This window comes from Microbacterium sp. AC215 (assembly GCF_979258645.1).
Genome location: NZ_OZ409869.1, coordinates 3,505,647 through 3,523,838, shown reverse-complemented (window position 1 = coordinate 3,523,838; position 18,192 = coordinate 3,505,647). Strand labels below are relative to the sequence as shown.

Below are 18,192 nucleotides of genomic sequence, written 5' to 3'. Positions count from 1 at the left end.
CACCGCCGCACGCTGACGCCGCACAGCATCCGTCTCCAGGGAGGTCCGCATGGCGCACAAGCCTGACGCGATCACCCGGTGGTGGCGGTCGATCAGCCTGCGCGCCAAGGTGACGGGCGTCACGGTCGCGGTGCTCGCGCTGGGTCTTCTCGCTGCGGGCATCGGCACCGTGCCGATCCTGCGCAACTCCCTCATCAGCAACATCGATGCGCAGCTTCCGGCCCTGGTGTCGGCGGATCTCGCGAGCCGCTACTTCGAGGTGACGGTCGAGGACGGCGAGACCGTCTACACCCCCACCGACTCGCCGCGAGACTTCTTCGTCGCGATCTACGACGCCGAGGGCGTGCTGCAGACGACCACCGGGAACTCCGCCAACGGACAGCCCCTCTTCCCCGCGACCTATTCGCCTCTCGACGTGCAGGCGAACGAGGACACGCCGTTCACGATGGAGGGGACCGAAGGGTCGAGCTTCCGCGCCGCTGTCGCGCGGGTGCCCGGAGAGGGCGACGGATCGCTGCGTATCCAGATCGTCGCGATGCCTCTCGAGTACGCGGATCGCATCATCAGCCAGTACTTCGGCATCTACATCACGGTCGCGTTCGTCACGATCTTCCTGGCCGCTCTGCTGACCCGCGGTCTGGTGACCCTGACATTCCGTCGACTCGGGCAGGTCGAGTCGACCGCCATGTCGATCGCCGCCGGCGATTTCACCCAGCGTCTCACCGATCTCGAGCCCACGACCGAGGTCGGCCGCCTGAACAGCGCGATCAACACGATGCTCGACCGCGTCGACGCGTCACTCGCGCAGCGAGATCGCACCGTGCAGCACATGCGGCGCTTCATCGGAGATGCCAGCCACGAGCTGCGCACTCCCCTGGTGAGCGTGCGTGGATACGCCGAGCTCTACCGCATGGGCGCGATCAAGGGCGAGGAAGACACCGCACGCGCGATGGAGCGGATCGAGAAGGAGGCGATCCGCATGGGCGTCCTGGTCGAGGACCTCCTCGCTCTTGCGCGCCTCGACGAGGAGCGGGAGCCCGAGATCGAAGCCCTCGATCTTCGACCGATCGCGCGGGACGCCGCTCTCGACCTGCGCGCTGCGGCTCCGGCGCGCACCGTGACCGTGGTCGATCGCACCGTCGAGGCTCCGCTGATCGATGTCACCACGCGCTCTACACCCGTCGCTCCCTCCGCTCCGGAGACGCCAGCACCCCGTGGGCTCTCACGCGGAACGCTCGCGCGCCTGCGCCGTCGCCCCCGGAACTCCGGTGCGGCCGTGCCGGCGATCGACTTCACCGAAGCGGCGGACATCCCCGTGCGCACGCCGCCGATCGTGCTCGGCGAGGAGAACAAGGTCCGCCAGGTCGTCACGAACCTGCTGGGCAATGCGCGACGCTTCTCGGCGGAGGAGAGTCCGATCGAGATCGTGGTCGACGCAGATCGTGTGCGAGGCACGGGGAGCATCGCGATCGTCGATCACGGTGAGGGGATCCCGCCGCAGATCCGCGAGCAGATCTTCGAGCGCTTCTGGCGCGCCGACACCTCGCGCGCTCGCGAGACGGGAGGGTCTGGCCTGGGTCTCGCGATCGTCTCGTCCATCGTGAAGGCGCTGCACGGAAGCGTCGCGGTGTCGGAGACGCCCGGCGGCGGAGCGACGTTCACCGTCACCCTCCCCCTCGCACCTTCACGCGCGACACCTGCGCATCTTCTCGAGGACACCCAGCCGATCGAGCCGCTCGACATCTGACGGCTCCTGCTGCACGGAGAATCCTCCGCGCAGGTTCTCCACAGCGGCTGCGGGCGATCGCGCCGCATCGGCATCCGGCAGTCGCCCCTCCCCTACCGTCGGAGAACCGAACGAGAGGAGTTCCCATGTCCGTCATCACCGTCGACACCGAAGCAGTAGGTGCCGCCCAAGGAGCCGCACTGGCCACGATGGAGCGTCTGCAGACCGAGTCTGCGACGCTCATGTCCCAGCTGACGCAGCTGCAGGCATCGTGGGTCGGCACCGCCTCAGCCGCGTTCCAGTCATGCGCTGAAGAGTGGCGAGGAGCCCAGCTGCACGTCGAGCAGGTGCTCGAGTCCATCGGGCACTCGCTGGGCAGTGCGGCGACGCAGTACGCGGATGCCGATCAGTACTCAGCGAGCCTGTTCCGCTGACTCACGGGCTCGACCGCCCGCGAACGCAGAAACGCCCCGACCGAGGTCGGGGCGTTTCTGTTCAGCAGTGATGGATCAGAAGTCCATGCCACCAGACGGGTCACCCATCGGGGCCGGAGCCTTCTCGGGCTTGTCAGCCACGACGACCTCGGTGGTGAGGAAGAGAGCCGCGATCGATGCTGCGTTCTGCAGCGCCGAGCGGGTCACCTTCGCCGGGTCGATGATGCCCGCTGCGAACATGTCGACGTACTCACCGGTAGCCGCGTTGAGGCCCTGACCCGAGGGAAGCTCGGAGACCTTGTTCGCGACCACACCCGGCTCGAGGCCGGCGTTGAGGGCGATCTGCTTCAGCGGAGCCTCGATCGCGACGCGAACGATGTTCGCACCGGTCGCCTCGTCGCCCGAGAGCGAGAGAGCGTCGAGAGCCTTGGTGCCGGACTGGATCAGCGCGACGCCACCACCGGGGACGATGCCCTCCTCGACGGCTGCCTTCGCGTTGCGGACGGCGTCCTCGATGCGGTGCTTGCGCTCCTTGAGCTCGACCTCGGTTGCCGCGCCCGCCTTGATGACGGCGACGCCACCTGCAAGCTTGGCGAGGCGCTCCTGCAGCTTCTCGCGGTCGTAGTCGCTGTCGGTGTTCTCGATCTCGCGACGGATCTGCGTGACGCGACCCTCGATCTGGTCTGCCTCTCCGGCACCCTCGACGATCGTGGTCTCGTCCTTGGTGACGATGACCTTGCGAGCGCGACCCAGCAGGTCGAGCGTGGCGTTCTCGAGCTTCAGGCCGACCTCTTCGGTGATGACCTGACCACCGGTGAGGATCGCGATGTCCTGCAGCTGCGCCTTGCGGCGGTCGCCGAAGCCGGGTGCCTTGACGGCGACCGACTTGAAGATGCCCTTGAGCTTGTTGAGCACGAGAGTCGCGAGAGCCTCGCCCTCGACGTCCTCAGCGATGATGACGAGCTCCTTGCCGTCCTGGATCACCTTGTCGACGATGGGCAGAAGGTCCTTGATGTTCGAGATCTTCTGGTTCGCGATGAGGATGTAGGCGTCTTCGAAGACAGCCTCCTGGCGCTCCGGGTCCGTCACGAAGTACGGGTTCAGGTAGCCCTTGTCGAAGCGCATGCCCTCGGTGAGCTCGAGCTCGGTGCCGAAGGTCTGCGACTCCTCGACGGTGACGACGCCCTCCTTGCCGACCTTGTCGATCGCCTCGGCGATGAGCTCGCCGATGGCGGGGTCAGCAGCCGAGATCGAAGCGGTCGCAGCGATCTGCTCCTTGGAGTCGATCTCCTTCGCGCTGGCGAGGAGCTCCTCGGTGATGGCCGCGACGGCCTTCTCGATGCCGCGCTTCAGCGAGATCGGGTCTGCGCCGGCTGCGACGTTGCGCAGACCCTCGCGGACCAGAGCCTGGGCGAGCACCGTGGCGGTGGTGGTTCCGTCACCGGCGACGTCGTCGGTCTTCTTGGCGACCTCCTTGACGAGCTCCGCACCGATCTTCTCGTACGGGTCGTCGAGCTCGATCTCCTTGGCGATGGAGACGCCGTCGTTCGTGATCGTGGGGGCGCCCCACTTCTTCTCCAGCACGACGTTGCGACCGCGCGGGCCGAGCGTCACCTTGACGGCGTCGGCGAGAATGTTGAGGCCGCGCTCGAGGCCGCGGCGGGCCTCCTCATCGAAAGCGATGATCTTTGCCATGAGTTTTGTCGTCCCTCCTGGACGTAGACGTTGGGTTTAGCACTCAGAGTGAGAGAGTGCTAACGCCATTCTGGCACTCGACCCCATCGAGTGCAAGCTGCGGGGAGGGACCGCGCGGCGCTCTACGGGGCAGGGGTGTCTGCGGGAGTCTCGGGAGCGGTGGTCGCGCGATCGAGTCCGATGACCACCGTGAGTTGCTTCGCGCCGGTGTCGTTCAGATCGGTGTAGAAATCGCTCTGCTCCACCTGCGCTCCGCCGATGAGGTTCGCGAGGCCGATGGCCGCGAGCTCGTCCTCGTCGGCGACGTAGTAGACCGTCGTCGTCGAGAAGTCCTGGCTCGCGCTGTCGGTCGCGAACACGACGTCCGCTGCCCAGCCGTTGTTGATCAGGACGTCGCGCATCTGCTCGTCGAGCCCCTCGTCCGGGGATGCGTTGAGGATCATCACCGAGTAGGTGACGTCGACGACTCCGGTCTCGACGGGTGCAGGACTGGCCGTGGGGACGGCCTCCGGGAAGAGGCTGATGCGCCCCATCACCACCAGCGAGCCGAAGATGCCGCCGATGATGAGAACCAGAGCGGCCACGAAAGACCAGAGGAGCACGACCCAGCCGTTCATCCCCGGGGCTTCGGCGCGATGCGCTCCGACGCGTCCGGATGATCGGGGGACGTCGTCGAATCGATCTCGGCTGGGCTTTGACACCCCTCGATGCTAACGGCACCGACCTCTGTATCCGCATCGAGCGCCGTCGGCGCGTGGCGGACGCGCGAGTCAGCCGACGAAACCGGGCGTGCGAGCGGCTCTCTGGAATGATCTCGAGTCGCGGATGCGCCGCAGCCGACGCACCAGCATCGGGTCGTACTCGAGGGCGGCCTCCGACTCGATCAGACGTCCGAGGAGCTGGTAGTAGCGCGCGGCGCTCATACCCAGCTGGGCGCGGATGGTCTCCTCCTTCGCGCCGCCGTGCCGCGGCCACGCGGTCTCCAGCGCGAGGATCGCACGATCGCGCTCGCTCAGCTCTCCCAGCATGAGATCAGATTAGGTCGCCGCCCCGCCGATTCCGGCACGCCACTCCCACCATCGCCCGAGTGGGTCGGCGGCTGCGCGCACCTGCCCGTCGAGCGCCACGACGAAACCGGGCCACTCCGCTGCGACGACGGGCGGATCCCAGGCGTCGAGGAGCGCGGGAGGGTCGATGGTCAGCCAGCGCGCGCCGAGTCCCCGGATGCGGTCGACGAGGGCTTCACGGGCCTCCCGGGGAATGTGCACCAGCACGCCGGGAGTCGTGACGACGAGGGCGGCGTCGCGGGGCGCCTCGGCGGCGAGCTCGTCGATCTGCTCGAGCGCGTCGCCTGCGACGAGGTGGGGAGGGGCGGATGCCGCGATGTCGAGCGCCGCCGACACCCGTTGCTCGCGCCCCTCCTCCCCCGGCCACACCAGACCCAGCAGCCAGCGCCGGTCACGCTCGTCTCGCGCGTCGAGCGGCGCGAGGTCGATGCCCGCTCGCCACACCACATCGGGCATCCGCATCGGCGGAAGGGCTCCGTCGACACGGCTCTCGAGGATCACGGTGGAGGGGCCGTCCGCGGGGTCGAGCGACGCGCGCAGCCGCCCGTCCGCGCCCACGAAGCGATACGAGTACCTGTCCGGATAGAGGCACAGTCCTGCGGAGGCTCCGACCTCGAGCAGCGCGATCGGGCCGTCGATCTCCGACAGCGCAGGCAGAAGTGGCGCGAGACGCAGAGGTTCGTTCGTCTGCAGGCGCCGGCCGCTGCACTCGGCCACGATCTCATCGGCGCGCGCGATCACGAATGACCGCCAGGCGCCGTAGCCGACGAGGCCGGCGCCCAGCATCCGTGTCACCGCGAACACGAGCGGGGGCTGCCGTCTGTTCTCCGGAATCCGCGCGAGCACGCCCTGGACCTCGGAGTCGGCGGCGACACCGTCGGCCCACTCGACATACAGGTCGCTGCGCCCCGGCGCCTCCTGCTCGGCGAAACGCGCGTAGCGCTGCTGCACGGCATCCGTCATGGATCCATTGTCTCGTGGCGCCGAGCGCCTCTGAACGCGAGAGAATGGATCAGACCCCCAGGAGGACCGATGTCGTACAGCGTGGACAAGACCGAAGAAGAGTGGCGCGAGGAGCTCGGCGAGGAGCAGTACGCCGTGCTGCGCGAAGCCGCCACCGAGCGCGCCTGGACGGGCGAGCTTCTCGACGAGGGCCGAGCGGGCCTCTACACCTGCGGCGCCTGCGGTGCCGAGCTGTTCAAGAGCGGCACGAAGTTCGACTCCGGATGCGGCTGGCCGAGCTTCTACGAGTCGATCCGCCCCGACGCGGTGCAGCTCATCGAGGACACGACGCTCGGCATGGTGCGCACCGAGGTGCGCTGCGCGAGCTGCGGCTCTCACCTGGGTCACGTCTTCCCCGACGGATTCGGCACGCCCACCGGCGACCGCTACTGCATGAACTCGATCGCCCTGAACTTCACACCCGAAGAGTCGTGAACGCCCTCGAGGCGGTCCGCGCACGGCAGTCCTGGTCGAAGGTCACCGACGACGCGCCGTCGCGCGATGAGCTGCTGACGCTCGTCGCCGCAGCGGGTCGTGTGGCCGATCATTCGTCGCTGCGCCCGTGGCGTCTCATCGAGCTCCGCGGGTCCGACCGCGAGGTGCTCGGCGCGGCGATCGCGAAGGCGGAGGGTGACAAGTCCCCGTCGACCAAGCCTCTTCGCGCTCCGCTGCTGATCGCCGTGGTCGCCAGCTATCGCAAGAGCGACAAGGTTCCCCGGTGGGAGCAGGAGGCGGTCGCGTCAGGCGTCGCCCACATGCTCAGCCTGCTGCTCGACGAGGCCGGCTGGGGTGTGCTGTGGCGCACCGGTCGGTACACGCGCTCGAAGGCCATCGCGAAGGCTCACGGCATCGGCAAGAACGAAGAGCTGCTCGGCTGGCTGTATGTCGGCGGCAAGCCGCAGGGCAAGAAGCCGGGACGCCGCAAGCCGGTCGACGCCCGGGCACTCGTGACGCGGATGCCGCAGCCGAAGAAGAAGTAGGGCGCTCAGCTGCGTCGGCGCCGCGGGAGTGCGACGACCACGGATGCCACGGCGACGATCACCATGCCGACGATCTGCCAGAGCGCCGGCCCCGCGGCCGCGGGCCAGATGAGGTCGATGATCACCGACGTGGCGAGCTGACCGAGCACCGAGCCGAGGCCCATCAGCAGCACGCCGGTATGCGCGACGATGAAGGCGCCGAGCAGGATGTACGCCGCGCCGAGGAATCCTCCGAGGTACAGCCACGGCTCGGTCGGCAGCGCATCGGGCACCCCTCGCACGGCGATGCTGATGCCCGCGGCGGCCAGCAGCGCGACGGTGCCGGCGATGAAGCTCATGAAGGTGGCCGCGAGGGGCGACCTCACGCGCTGAGCCAGCCTGCCGTTGGTCGCTGCCTGCCAGGCGATGCCGACACCCGCGGCGAACGGCAGCAGCAGCATCCAGAGCGGTGCGGTGGCCAGCACGTCCCCGCTCAGGGAGATGCCCACTGCGGCGAGCGCGAACGCGCCGCCCGCCACGCGTCCCGGCGTGATCGCGACGACTCCCGCCGGGCCGAACCCGATCCTGTCGAGGACGAGGCCGTGCAGCGTCTGTCCCGCCACCACGCCGACCGTGAACAGCGAGACGCCGAGCACGCCGGCGGTGATCCCCTGGGTCGATACGGTGAGTGCGCCGCAGGCGCCGCCGAGCAGCATCCAGAACGGGATGGTCCGATCGCGGATGCCGCTGCGCAGTCGTCCGACGCCTCGACGAGCCGAGGGAAGGCAGACGATCACGACCGCCAGGGCTGCGAGTCCCACGGAGAACGAGATGAGACCGGCCGCGATGCCGTTGTCGATCTCGACGCCCAGCACTCCGTTGATCCGGGCCTGGACAGCCGTCATGACGCCGATCGCGACTGCTCCGCCGAGCGCGAGGGGCGGGGAGAGACGACGAACCTGAGTCACCCGTCGACCCTAGCCGAGCGAGGATCCTCCTCCCGCAGCGTGCACGATGTCCGTGGCCGGGCGTACCCTGACGGCATGTGCGCGAGCTACGGACTTGACCCCCGGTTCACCGACACCGAACTCCTCGCAGCGGCCGACGAGGCCGTGCTCGACGGTCTCCGGGAGTGGGCTGAGCAGAATGCCCGCGAGACCGTTCGCCCCACCGGCAAGAACCTCCGCAATCTCAATCCGATCGTCGTCCAGCCCGACACCGCTCCGACGCTCGAGCCGGCGTGGTGGGGATTCCTCATCAACGGGGAGCCGTCGAAGTTCCCGTCGATCAACACCCGCTCCGAGCGGCTGCAGGAGCGCCCCGGCGGATTGAAGAGTCGCGCGCTCGTCCCTGCGACCAGCTGGTACGAGATGAAGAAGCCCGAGCGCGTGTGGCACGAGTTCCTCGTCGACGAGGGGGCCCTCTTCGGGATGGCCGCGGTCACCCAGAGAGGTCGCACCGCCGACGGCGAGTCCTTCACCTGCTACTCGATCGTGATGCGCCCGGCTCCTCCGCACCTCGCGGACGTGCACGACCGGATGCCGCTGCTGATCCCCGCGTCCCTGAGTGAGGAGTGGCTCACCGCCGAGCCCACGAAGGACATCATCGACGAGGCGCTGCTCGCCGCTGCGACGCTCGACGAGCGCGTGCACGCCGCGCCGCGCGCGAGCGACAAGGGCGCGGATCGGCTGTTCTGAGCTCATGGATTCGACGAATCTCGTCGCCACCGCGGCGGAGCGTGCAGAGGAGCTGCCGGGCGCGGCGCGGGAGAACCCGTTCGGTCCCGAGTGGGACGTGTACAAGGTGCGCGGACGCGTGTTCCTGCTGATCCCTCTCGACCAGACCGGGAGGGTCACGCTCAAGTCGCACCCCGACGACTCGGTCGCATTGCGCGAGACCTTCGCCGACATCGTCCCGGGGTACCACATGAACAAGAAGCACTGGATCACCCTCATGCCGGGGCCGTCACTCGACGAGGAACTCGTGTCCGAGCTGGTCACGGAGTCGTACCGTCTGGTGGTCGAGAAGCTCCCACGCGCCCAGCGGCCCGTGGATCCCGACCTGTTCGGGCGCCCCTCGTCCTGACGATTCCGCACCGGCCATCCACCGTGAGGATGACCCGCTGCCTCCGGGGAACGGTACCCAGGGAGGACGCGCGGGCTGCGGCGCCGTCGATAGCGTCGTAGACATGATCACAGCAGAAGGCCTCACGAAGAGATTCGGAGACAAGACAGCCGTCCAGGACGTGTCGTTCACGGTCAAGCCGGGCACGGTCACCGGGTTCCTCGGTCCGAACGGCGCAGGAAAATCCACCACGATGCGCATGATCGTCGGCCTCGACCGACCGACGTCCGGCATCGCGACCGTCGCCGGCCGGGAGTACCGGAAGCTTCGCGCCCCGCTCACGGAGGTGGGGGTGCTTCTCGACGCGAAGGCGGTGCACACCGGCCGCACCGCTCGCAATCATCTGCGTGCGATGGCGGCGACCCACGGCATCCCCGCGTCGCGCGTCGACGAGGTCATCGACCTGGCGGGCATCGCGCCCGTCGCCCGCAAGCGCGCCGGGAAGTTCTCACTCGGCATGGGGCAGCGGCTCGGAATCGCCTCGGCCCTGCTCGGGGATCCGCACACGCTGATCCTCGATGAGCCTGTCAACGGCCTCGACCCCGAGGGGGTGCGATGGGTGCGACAGTTCGTGCGCCATGCGGCGTCCGAGGGGCGCACGGTCCTGCTGTCCAGCCACCTGATGAGCGAGATGGCGCAGACCGCCGATCACGTGATCGTGATGGGCCGGGGCAGAGTGCTCGCCGACGCTCCGCTCGAAGAGCTTGTCCGCGCCTGGACGACGAACACCGTGCGCGTCCGCACGCCCCGCGCAGCGGATCTGGCCACAGCGGTCGGCGGTCCGTCGGTCGAGATCGTGAGCTCGGCTCCCGACCTTCTCGACATCGTCGGCCTGCCGGCCTCCCGCATCGGCGACCTCGCCGCTCGACACGGCATCCCCCTGCACGAGCTCACCCCGACCACCGGGTCGCTCGAAGACGCCTATCTGGCGCTCACCGGCGACTCGGTCGAGTACCGCACGAAGGAGATCTCATGACCGTCCAGGCTCCTGCCCGCACGCGCCAGCACGTCGACACCGGACACCGCCTCACGTTCGTCCGCGCGATCCGCGGCGAGTGGATCAAGCTCTCCACGCTTCGCTCCACCTGGTGGTCCATCGGCATCGCCGCAGTGCTCACCGTCGGCATCGCGGTGCTCATCGCTCAGGCGATCGACCTGCCGGGCTTCGACCCCATTCAGGCCGTGGTCATGCCGATCCAGTTCACGATGCTGCTCGCGGGCATCCTCGGTGCGATCTCCGTGACGGGTGAATACTCGACCGGAATGATCCGCTCGACGCTGGCAGCCAACCCGAAGCGCGGCTCCGTGCTCGCCGCCAAGGCCGTCGTGATCGCGGTCTTCCTGTTCGTGTCGTCTCTGGTGATCTTCTCAGCCGCAGCTGTCGCCGTCTCCGCGGTCGTCGCGTCGCGCGATCAGAGCATCGACTGGTCCGATCCGGCGGCATCGCTCCTTCCGATCGTCGTGTCGTCGCTTGCCATGTCCGTCTTCGCTCTCATCGGCGTCGCATTCGGCTTCATCCTGCGCTCGGGCGCCGGAGCCATCGCCGCGACCGTCGGCCTGCTGTTCGTCCTGCCGATCGTCGCGAGCTTCTTCACGATCGCCGGCGACGCGTGGACGTGGCTCCTCGAGACCGCGAACTACCTGCCGGTCGCCGCCGCTCAGAGTGCGATCCTTCCCGAGGGAGCCGCCCTCGAGGGCCCGGTCGCGTATCTCACGCTGGCCGGCTGGGTGGCTGCGGGCATGCTCGCCGCCTGGGGCGTGCTCCGCACCCGCGACGCGTGACCGAGAGCCGACCGATGACCGATCCGCGTAGAGTCGGCCGGTGACCACCCCGATCAGCCGCAGCACCTCAGTCCGCGAGGACGAGGGGCTGCGGCTGCCGCGTCCCCCCGGCGTCCTACGCCGTTTCTGGGCGCGGCATCCGGTGGTCGCCGACGTCGTCATCACGATCCTGTGCCTGCTCCTCTCCCTCGTTCCCGCTGGTGCGATCACCCGCGATCTTCCGATGCCCCTCGCCATCGGCGTGGCGATCCTGGTCCCCGCCGCGGTGGTCGGCACCTGCGCGACTCTGCTCTGGCGGCGCAGACACCCGCTGGTGCCGTTCGTGGCATCTTTCGCACTCGAAGCCCTGTTCCTCTTCGCGCTTCAGCCGATCGGCGCTCCTGTCCTGCTGGTCAGCTGCTACTCGCTCGCCGTGTACCGCTCGTCGCGGGCGGCGTGGACCGGCTTCGGCATCGCGATCGCATCGCTCGCGGCGCTCGCCGGTGCGCTCACCCTCACCGGCGTCATCACTCTGCAGATCGCCGCGAACGCCGTCGTGATGTCGCTGGTCCTCGGACTCATCGGCACTTTGATCGGTGTGAATGTCGGAGGACGCAAACGCTACCTGGCTGCGGTGATCGACCGCTCCCGCCAGCTGCTCGTGGAACGCGATCAGCAGGCCCAGCTGGCCGCAGCAGGCGAACGCGCCCGCATCGCCCGCGAGATGCACGACATCGTCTCGCACTCGCTCACGGTGATCGTCGCCCTGTCCGAGGGCGCAGCCGCGACACCGGATCCCGTGCAGGCACGAACGGCGGCGTCCTCCGCCGCCGAGACGGCTCGCAGCGCGCTCACCGAGATGCGCGCGATGCTCGGAGTCCTCCGCGCCGATGATTCGCCACTCCCCCTGGCACCTCTCGAGCCAACGCCGCCGCAGGAGACGGTCGCAGTGGCGCAGCGCGCCGGTTTTCCGGTGACGCTCTCCGTCACAGGCACCGCCTCGATCTCCACCGCTCTGTCGCATGCGCTCGGCCGCATCGTGCAGGAAGGCGTCACGAACGCCATGAGGCACGCGCCGATGGCGACGTCGATCGAGGTCAGGCTGATCTACGCCTCGGATTCGGTGATCGTCGAGATCCTCAACGACGGCGTCTCCGGCCCTGTCGGCACGACCGGGTTCGGCCTGCGCGGGCTCGTGGAACGTGCCGCGCATTCGGGCGGCACGATCACCTCTGAACCCGTCGAACGCGGTCGGTGGATGCTGCGCGCCGAGCTGCCTGTGTCGCCCGCCGATCCTGCTGACCTCGAACCGAAGGATGCACCATGACCGAGCCGATCAGGCTTCTCCTCGTCGACGACCAGGCTCTCATCCGCGTCGGCTTCCGGATGGTGCTCGACGCCGAGGCCGACATGGTCGTGGTCGGCGAGGCCGCGGACGGGCATGACGCGATCGTCCAGGCGTCCGGACTCCGTCCCGACCTCGTGCTGATGGACATCCGGATGCCGGGGCTCGACGGGATCGCGGCGACCGAGGCCATCGTCCGCGAGAATCCGGACACCCGTGTTCTGGTGCTCACGACGTTCGATCTCGACGAGTACGCCTTCGGCGCGATTCGCGCCGGCGCGAGCGGATTCCTCCTGAAGGACGCGCAGAGGCACGAGATGATCTCGGCGATCCGAGCCATCCACCGCGGTGACGCGGCCCTCTCACCGCGGGTCACGCGGATGCTGCTGGAGCATGTGACCCCGACGCTCGGCGCGACACCGGCAGCGTCCGCCACTGCGACCGAGGACCTGACGGCAGACCTCACCGACCGCGAGCGCGACGTCTTCGTCGAGATCGCGCGCGGCCTCACGAACGCGGAGATCGCTCAGGCGCTGTTCGTCAGCGAATCCACCGTGAAGACGCATGTCGGCAGGATCCTGTCGAAGCTGGGATCCCGCGACCGCATCCACCTGGTCATCCTGGCTCACAGGATGGGTCTGGTCGACGGCGGCCTGTCCTCGGGCTCTTAGCAAGGGCGGAGGACAGGCCGACAGCCTCAGGCCTTCGCCGGTGTCCACTCGGAGACGCGGTTCAGCGTCTCGATCTCGTCCTCGCGCAGTTCCAATCGCGCTCCGGCGAGAAGGTCAGGAACCTGCTCGACCGTCCGCGCACTCGCGATCGGGGCGGCGACCGTCGGCTGAGCACGCAGCCACGCCAACGAGGTCGCCGCGATCGAGGCGCCGTGGGCGTCGCCGATCTCCTCGAGAGCGTCGATGATGCGCAGCCCCGCCTCCGTCGCGTATTTGGCCGCACCGGAGGCGCGCGGCGAGGTCTGACCCTCGACGGCCGCCGAACGGTACTTGCCGGTGAGGAATCCGCTCGCGAGCGAGTAGTAGGGCACCAGGCTCAGACCGAACTCCTGCGCCACCGGGATGATCGTCTCCTCGACGTCGTTGCGGTGAACGAGGTTGTAGTGGGGCTGCACGGCGACGGGCGACGCCGATCCCGTGCGACGGGCGATCTCCACCCACTCGCGGATGCGCTGCGCAGTGTAGTTCGACACCGCGACGTTGCGTACGAGGCCGTCTGAGACGAGCTCGCCGAATGCGGTGACCGTCTCCTCCAGCGGCACGGTCTCATCGTCGAAGTGCGCGTAGTAGAGATCGATGGCGTCGACGCCCAGTCGGGCGAGCGATGCCTCGGCGGCCCTGCGCACGTTCGACGCCGACAGCCCGGAGAACTCCGGGTGCTGGCTCACCTTGGTCGCCACGATGACGCCTTCGGGCTTGCGTGACGCGAGCCACTCACCGATGATCGTCTCGCTCTCGCCGCCCGAGTTGCCCGGCACCCACGAGCTGTACCCGTCTGCGGTGTCGATGAAATCGCCACCACCCGCCACGAAGGCGTCGAGCACGGCGAACGAGGCATCACGGTCGGCTGTCCAGCCGAACACGTTGCCTCCGAGCGAGAGCGGGAAGACGTCTAGGTCACTGTTTCCGATACGAGTCATACCGGGGAGAACGTGTGCTCTGCTCGCACTATTTCCCGTGTGACGATCTGTGTCGTCGAGGGAGGCGCGGATGCGATCCGCTGGACGGTGCCGACTACAGGACTCGAACCTGCAACCCCCGTTTGAAGGATGCGGTGTCCATGCGTGTACTTTTCTGGACTCTCTGCGCGATTCCGCGTGGTCAGTACAACCATGTACAGGTTGGTACGCCTCGAAAACCATGACTAAACCATGGATACGACGAGCATCAGCGAGGGGTTACGCCGCGGTCCTGCGCGCCCGCGCAGCAGCGCGGATCGCCATCTGTTCACGGGCGCCGAGCGGTGATCGCGTCGGCTGCCATCCCCTCGGCCGAGCTGGCGGCACGCCTGAGCAGCACGAAGTATCTGATCGGGGTGATGCCGAGCTCGCGGCGGATGCGCTCGGCTCGGGTCGGCGTGTGGTGCGGGTTGGCGGCCTCGAAAGCGAGGATGTCAGCAGGCGTCACGGTTCCGATCATCCCTCCAACCACCGACGTCGGCACGGCGACGTAGACTCATCATCTCGGCCGGAGGAAGGACACCCGGCCATGCCTCGAAGGCTCTCCCCCGACGTGATGCTCAGCATCGAACTCGACGCCATCTGCTCACCCAACAGGTACACCAGCGACCCGGGCCCTGTGATCGCCGAGCTCTACGCGACTGCCGGCGACCGGCTCGATATCCTCACCGAGTCCGTCGGCCTCTGGGTCGGGTTCTTCGAAGAGGCCCACATCATCACCCTGTGCACCGCACTGCGCGAGCTGCCCGGACTCGAGCCGTGGATCGCGATCGGCGCGAACCGCCGCGCGCAGCCCGACCACCGGACGCCGACCGCGCACGCAGGTGCGTCGTGGCCAGAACGCGGCAGGTGACCCGTTCGCTACAGTTGGCCTAATGAGGGGATACGCGGAACGCTTCGACTTCGGCAAGCAGACCATCAGGGGCTGGGTGTACGACGAAGAGGCGGAAGACAACCGGGATGTGCGCGTGGTCGCGACCTTCGACGGCGAGATCGTCGGGGAAACGAGACCGAGCGCAACTCGTAACGACCTGCAGAAGATCACGACCCAAGATGCGTGGTTCTCCCTCGAGTGCTCCCGTGCCTTCACCGCTCTCGATGTCGTATCCGGACGGTTCCAGGTCAAGGCTCTGAGTGATGGTCGAGAAGCAGCTCTGAGCCTCGGAGCCGACGGTCTAGCCACTCTGAAGAAGACCGCCGTCGAAGAACTGAATGGTGAGTCGTCGTCGTCGACGACCCTCTGGTCTTCGGAAGAGCGGAACGCGGTGAAGCACCAGGTCGAGGCGGGCAACCTGTCCCCCATGCTCATGCCGGCCGGGTTGCCGTCGATGGATGGGTCAGCGGTCATCGGTCTGCGCGGGCATCTCTTCCTCACCGAGGGCAGCAACTCCCTGCTGTCGCTGTACGCCGAGCCTGTCGACGATGCACTCATGTCGCGAGTTGACCGGTGGATGGATGTGCTCGCCCAGCGAGGAGAAGGCTGCGAGGCACGTGGGACGCGCTTCGTGCAGACCATCATCCCGGAGAAGCTGACCGTCCTGCGCGACGATGCCCCTGTCGACATTGAGGGTCCGAGCCCCGTGCTCCAAGAGATCGAGAGCAGGCTGCGCGACGCCGACTTCTACGTCAGCGGCCTGTCCCCCTTCGAGCAGTGGAGCGACGTCGACGATCCATTCCTGATGGCGGACACGCACTTCTCAGCCGTCGGCGCTCAGCGAATGTTCTCCGCCCTCGCCGCGCAAATCGACTCCCAGCTCGTGCCCATCGTCGACGCCGTTCGCATGTACCAGTTCCGGTATGCAGTCGGTGACCTCACCGGCCGTTTCAAGTTGCCTCTCTACTCACGGATCGTCGAACCGAGCGACGATGAACTTGCCGCCTACGCGGACGGCATCACGATGATCGAGAACCACTTCCCTGCCGATGGCGGAATGAGGGGCCGGCGTTTCAGGTGGACCAACAGCACCGCGCCGAGCCCGCTCAAGGTGCTCATCTTCGGCAACTCCTTCTTCGGAACCGGTGACTTCGCCGGATACCTCTCCTGGTGGGGAAAGCACCTCTTCAGCGAATTCCACTTCCACTGGGGGCCCGACTTCGACTGGGATCTAGTCGATCAGTTGAAGCCTGACGTAGTCGTGGGGCAGACGGTCGAGAGATTCCTCAACAGAGTCGCCGCGATCTAACGCACCACAACGACGAAAGACCCCCACCCGGCCCGAAGGCTAGGTGGGGGTCTTCTGTGTCCGTGCAGGGCTCAGCGAAGATCGCGGCGCAGAAGCGCGCGCGGAGTCGGCACGTTCGGCACGGTCACCGCGAGGCCGAACAGGCTCGACAGGTAGAGGTAGCCGGCGGTGATCGGGGTCGTGATCTCGGTGATGTCGAACGCGGCCGTCGCGCCGTCGACGACAACTGCCGTGCCGAGGATGATGCCAGCGGCGCCGAGGACGATGCCAGCGGCCTTGCGGACGGTGGGGTTCTGGACGACGACGTTCGGCGTCTGTGTGGGCGTGCTCATGGTGACCTCCTAGGTCTTGGGGTTGAGGGGTTGAGTGGGCCAGTCGTCGCGGACCATGTGGCCGAGGCCGAGGCGTCGAAGGATGGGCTCGGGGAGCATGGGAAGGTCGCCGGGGCGGCCGCGGTGATTCCAGAGCCAGAGCTGTGTCTCGCGGGCTCGGACAGCGTCATGCATCTCGTGCGACTCGGCGCCGACGGTCTTGAGCTTCTCCCGCATCTCCTCAAGCTGCGTAACCAGCTGAGCGGTGCGCTCGTCGACGCGCTCGTCGATGTACCGCATGAGCGCGTCGGCGTCCTTGAATCGGCCGGAGATCGTGCCTTCCTCGACCTGCTGAGCGTCGGCGCGGTCCTTGCGTCGAAACCGCCAGAACGCGATCAGCGCGAGTAGCACCCCCGACAGCAGCGCGATGACGGAGACGATGATGCCGGTATCAGTCACGCGCGACCTCCAACGGCTTCCGCCTCTCCACCGCCCGTCGGTCGGCCCACTCGGTCGCGAGCAGGTCCAGACGGAAGAGAGGCAGCGGCAGCGGCAGGAGCAGGATCACCGACACGAACCACGACGGCGCTTCCTGCTGCGCGATTTGCTCCGGCGACGGGGAAACGATGATCGCGATCGCCTACTACCGGGACTCCGATGGCGTCACCCGTTTGATGCAGCGACAGGGGCGCACCGCCCCGGAGGCAGAGCGCATGCTGATCAAGGCGCTGAAGAAGCGTCTCGCGCCGGCGAGCGAGATGCTCACGTCAGCCTCGACCGTGAGCGACCTCGCGACGATGTGGCTCGACTCGAAGGCGCGGCTCGCCGAGGGATCGATTCGGATCTACAAGAACGCGATCGAGAAGCACATCTCCCCCGGCCTCGGCGCGGTGCGGCTCAGTGAGATCAGCGTGCCGCGGCTCGACCGATTCATCACCGCGCTCACGAAGTCCTCGGGCCCCGGCACCGCGACTACGACGCACGTCGTGCTGCGCGGTATGTTCACGCTCGCTGCGCGCCACGGCGCCGTGCGCCCGAACCCGATGACCGACGTTCCAGCACCGGAGAAGCGGAAGCGCACGACCAGGCGCGCCGCCCCGAACCTCGAGGTCGTGCGGGCGATGCGTGCCCGCTTCGAGGAGTGGGACGCCGGAACCGAGCGGAGGCCCGCCGACGACCGGCGACGCCGGCGGCCGCGCGCGAGTGAGCTGCTCGACACGACGGACATGATCATCGGCACCGGAGTCCGTACCGGCGAGCTGCTCGCGCTGCAGTGGGATCAGCTCGACCTCGACGCGAAGCTCGCCACGATCCGGCGCACGATCGCGCAGGACCGTGACGGGAAGTTCTTCGTCCAGGAGTTCACGAAGACGGACGCCGGATACCGCGAGCTCGAGCTGCCCGATCATCTCGTCGACATGCTGATGCGTCGGCGCGTGGCGTCCTATTCGGCGTTCGTCTTCGCGTCCAGCGTGGGGACGTTCCGTCACCCGAACAACTATCGGACCTCCTGGCGCGACGCGCTGCGCGACACGGACTGGAAGGGCACGACGCCGAAGAGCTTCCGCAAGACCGTCGCGACCGTGCTGCGCGACGAGCTCGGCGTCGAAGCGGCAAAGGATCAGCTCGGCCACGAGTCGGAGCGCACGACGCTGAAGCACTACGCCGACGAGGTGCACCGCGGCCCGGCTGCCGGACTTGTTCTGTCGAAGTTGTTCGTCCGAAAACCATGAGTAAACAACGAACCGCCCCGATTCCGAAACGGAACCGGGGCGGTTTTCTTCGCTATGAACTGGGATTTCTTGTGCCGACTACAGGACTCGAACCTGCAACCCCCGTATTACAAGTACGGTGCGCTACCAATTGCGCCAAGTCGGCGGACACCCCCCAGCTTA

General features: G+C 67.7%; 22 protein-coding genes and 1 tRNA gene. 13 read left to right on the top strand and 10 right to left on the bottom strand.

Going from position 1 to position 18,192, the window contains the following annotated elements:
• Positions 1-49 precede the first annotated feature (49 nt).
• Entirely contained in the window at positions 50-1,747 is a 1,698-nt protein-coding gene (locus ACZZZF_RS17195) for a sensor histidine kinase (protein ID WP_463499709.1), read from the top strand.
• 125 nt (positions 1,748-1,872) lie between these two features.
• On the top strand, positions 1,873-2,160 hold the full coding sequence (locus tag ACZZZF_RS17190) for a WXG100 family type VII secretion target (RefSeq protein WP_056279906.1): 288 nt from the start codon (positions 1,873-1,875) through the stop codon (positions 2,158-2,160).
• 75 nt (positions 2,161-2,235) lie between these two features.
• On the opposite strand, the gene groL is transcribed toward ACZZZF_RS17190, so the two are convergent.
• The 4 genes from groL to ACZZZF_RS17170 form a co-directional block, all read right to left on the bottom strand.
• On the bottom strand, positions 2,236-3,855 hold the full coding sequence (groL, locus tag ACZZZF_RS17185) for a chaperonin GroEL (protein ID WP_053097253.1): 1,620 nt from the start codon (positions 3,853-3,855) through the stop codon (positions 2,236-2,238).
• A gap of 122 nt (positions 3,856-3,977) precedes the next feature.
• Complete coding sequence (locus ACZZZF_RS17180) at positions 3,978-4,556, bottom strand: LytR C-terminal domain-containing protein (RefSeq protein ID WP_230100374.1); 579 nt, start codon at positions 4,554-4,556, stop codon at positions 3,978-3,980.
• Positions 4,557-4,625: 69 nt separating this feature from the next.
• Entirely contained in the window at positions 4,626-4,883 is a 258-nt protein-coding gene (locus ACZZZF_RS17175; protein ID WP_053097256.1) for a DUF3263 domain-containing protein, read from the bottom strand.
• A gap of 9 nt (positions 4,884-4,892) precedes the next feature.
• Positions 4,893-5,885: a DUF2332 domain-containing protein gene (locus ACZZZF_RS17170; RefSeq protein WP_053097259.1), complete on the bottom strand. Its 993-nt coding sequence runs from the start codon at positions 5,883-5,885 to the stop codon at positions 4,893-4,895.
• 69 nt (positions 5,886-5,954) lie between these two features.
• On the opposite strand from ACZZZF_RS17170, the gene msrB reads away from it, so the two are divergent.
• On the top strand, positions 5,955-6,359 hold the full coding sequence (gene msrB, locus ACZZZF_RS17165) for a peptide-methionine (R)-S-oxide reductase MsrB (RefSeq protein WP_285364169.1): 405 nt from the start codon (positions 5,955-5,957) through the stop codon (positions 6,357-6,359).
• On the top strand, positions 6,356-6,904 hold the full coding sequence (locus tag ACZZZF_RS17160; protein ID WP_053097263.1) for a nitroreductase family protein: 549 nt from the start codon (positions 6,356-6,358) through the stop codon (positions 6,902-6,904). The genes msrB and ACZZZF_RS17160 overlap by 4 nt, the downstream gene beginning before the upstream one ends.
• A 5-nt stretch (positions 6,905-6,909) precedes the next feature.
• On the opposite strand, the gene ACZZZF_RS17155 is transcribed toward ACZZZF_RS17160, so the two are convergent.
• Positions 6,910-7,851 (bottom strand): DMT family transporter, encoded by a 942-nt coding sequence (locus tag ACZZZF_RS17155; RefSeq protein ID WP_463499707.1) that lies wholly within the window; start codon positions 7,849-7,851, stop codon positions 6,910-6,912.
• A 75-nt stretch (positions 7,852-7,926) separates the two neighbouring features.
• Here ACZZZF_RS17155 and ACZZZF_RS17150 point away from each other — a divergent pair, with 75 nt between their 5' ends.
• The 6 genes from ACZZZF_RS17150 (at position 7,927) to ACZZZF_RS17125 (ending at position 12,784) form a co-directional block, all read left to right on the top strand.
• A complete protein-coding gene (locus ACZZZF_RS17150) occupies positions 7,927-8,580 on the top strand; it encodes an SOS response-associated peptidase family protein (protein ID WP_056279898.1) in 654 nt (217 codons plus the stop codon).
• Positions 8,581-8,584: 4 nt separating this feature from the next.
• Positions 8,585-8,968 carry an MmcQ/YjbR family DNA-binding protein gene (locus ACZZZF_RS17145; protein WP_056279896.1) on the top strand — a complete coding sequence of 128 codons (384 nt, stop codon included), beginning with the start codon at positions 8,585-8,587 and terminating at the stop codon, positions 8,966-8,968.
• Positions 8,969-9,071: 103 nt separating this feature from the next.
• Positions 9,072-9,983 (top strand): ABC transporter ATP-binding protein, encoded by a 912-nt coding sequence (locus ACZZZF_RS17140; RefSeq protein WP_053097271.1) that lies wholly within the window; start codon positions 9,072-9,074, stop codon positions 9,981-9,983.
• Complete coding sequence (locus ACZZZF_RS17135; RefSeq protein WP_053097273.1) at positions 9,980-10,789, top strand: ABC transporter permease; 810 nt, start codon at positions 9,980-9,982, stop codon at positions 10,787-10,789. The genes ACZZZF_RS17140 and ACZZZF_RS17135 overlap by 4 nt, the downstream gene beginning before the upstream one ends.
• A 40-nt stretch (positions 10,790-10,829) precedes the next feature.
• The gene (locus tag ACZZZF_RS17130; protein ID WP_187250560.1) at positions 10,830-12,095 is read left to right on the top strand and encodes a sensor histidine kinase; all 1,266 of its coding nucleotides are present in this window, start codon (positions 10,830-10,832) and stop codon (positions 12,093-12,095) included.
• Complete coding sequence (locus ACZZZF_RS17125; RefSeq protein ID WP_463499706.1) at positions 12,092-12,784, top strand: response regulator; 693 nt, start codon at positions 12,092-12,094, stop codon at positions 12,782-12,784. The genes ACZZZF_RS17130 and ACZZZF_RS17125 overlap by 4 nt, the downstream gene beginning before the upstream one ends.
• Before the next feature lie 26 nt (positions 12,785-12,810).
• On the opposite strand, the gene ACZZZF_RS17120 is transcribed toward ACZZZF_RS17125, so the two are convergent.
• Both ACZZZF_RS17120 and ACZZZF_RS17115 read right to left on the bottom strand, forming a co-directional pair.
• Positions 12,811-13,764: an aldo/keto reductase gene (locus ACZZZF_RS17120; RefSeq protein ID WP_463499704.1), complete on the bottom strand. Its 954-nt coding sequence runs from the start codon at positions 13,762-13,764 to the stop codon at positions 12,811-12,813.
• A 307-nt stretch (positions 13,765-14,071) separates the two neighbouring features.
• Positions 14,072-14,263: a DUF3263 domain-containing protein gene (locus tag ACZZZF_RS17115; RefSeq protein ID WP_463499701.1), complete on the bottom strand. Its 192-nt coding sequence runs from the start codon at positions 14,261-14,263 to the stop codon at positions 14,072-14,074.
• A 69-nt stretch (positions 14,264-14,332) separates the two neighbouring features.
• Between ACZZZF_RS17115 and ACZZZF_RS17110 the strand changes: the two genes are divergently transcribed.
• Together ACZZZF_RS17110 and ACZZZF_RS17105 are read left to right on the top strand one after the other, a co-directional pair.
• Positions 14,333-14,656 (top strand): hypothetical protein, encoded by a 324-nt coding sequence (locus ACZZZF_RS17110; RefSeq protein ID WP_053097283.1) that lies wholly within the window; start codon positions 14,333-14,335, stop codon positions 14,654-14,656.
• Positions 14,657-14,678: 22 nt separating this feature from the next.
• The gene (locus ACZZZF_RS17105; RefSeq protein WP_463499699.1) at positions 14,679-15,986 is read left to right on the top strand and encodes a hypothetical protein; all 1,308 of its coding nucleotides are present in this window, start codon (positions 14,679-14,681) and stop codon (positions 15,984-15,986) included.
• Positions 15,987-16,057: 71 nt separating this feature from the next.
• Here the strand turns inward: ACZZZF_RS17105 and ACZZZF_RS17100 are convergent, their stop codons facing one another.
• Together ACZZZF_RS17100 and ACZZZF_RS17095 are read right to left on the bottom strand one after the other, a co-directional pair.
• Positions 16,058-16,318: a hypothetical protein gene (locus tag ACZZZF_RS17100; protein ID WP_053097287.1), complete on the bottom strand. Its 261-nt coding sequence runs from the start codon at positions 16,316-16,318 to the stop codon at positions 16,058-16,060.
• 9 nt (positions 16,319-16,327) lie between these two features.
• Complete coding sequence (locus tag ACZZZF_RS17095) at positions 16,328-16,756, bottom strand: hypothetical protein (RefSeq protein ID WP_463499696.1); 429 nt, start codon at positions 16,754-16,756, stop codon at positions 16,328-16,330.
• Positions 16,757-16,923: 167 nt separating this feature from the next.
• Between ACZZZF_RS17095 and ACZZZF_RS17090 the strand changes: the two genes are divergently transcribed.
• Positions 16,924-18,030 (top strand): tyrosine-type recombinase/integrase, encoded by a 1,107-nt coding sequence (locus ACZZZF_RS17090; RefSeq protein ID WP_463499693.1) that lies wholly within the window; start codon positions 16,924-16,926, stop codon positions 18,028-18,030.
• Positions 18,031-18,102: 72 nt separating this feature from the next.
• On the opposite strand, the gene ACZZZF_RS17085 is transcribed toward ACZZZF_RS17090, so the two are convergent.
• A tRNA-Thr gene (locus ACZZZF_RS17085) sits at positions 18,103-18,175 on the bottom strand.
• Positions 18,176-18,192 lie beyond the last annotated feature (17 nt).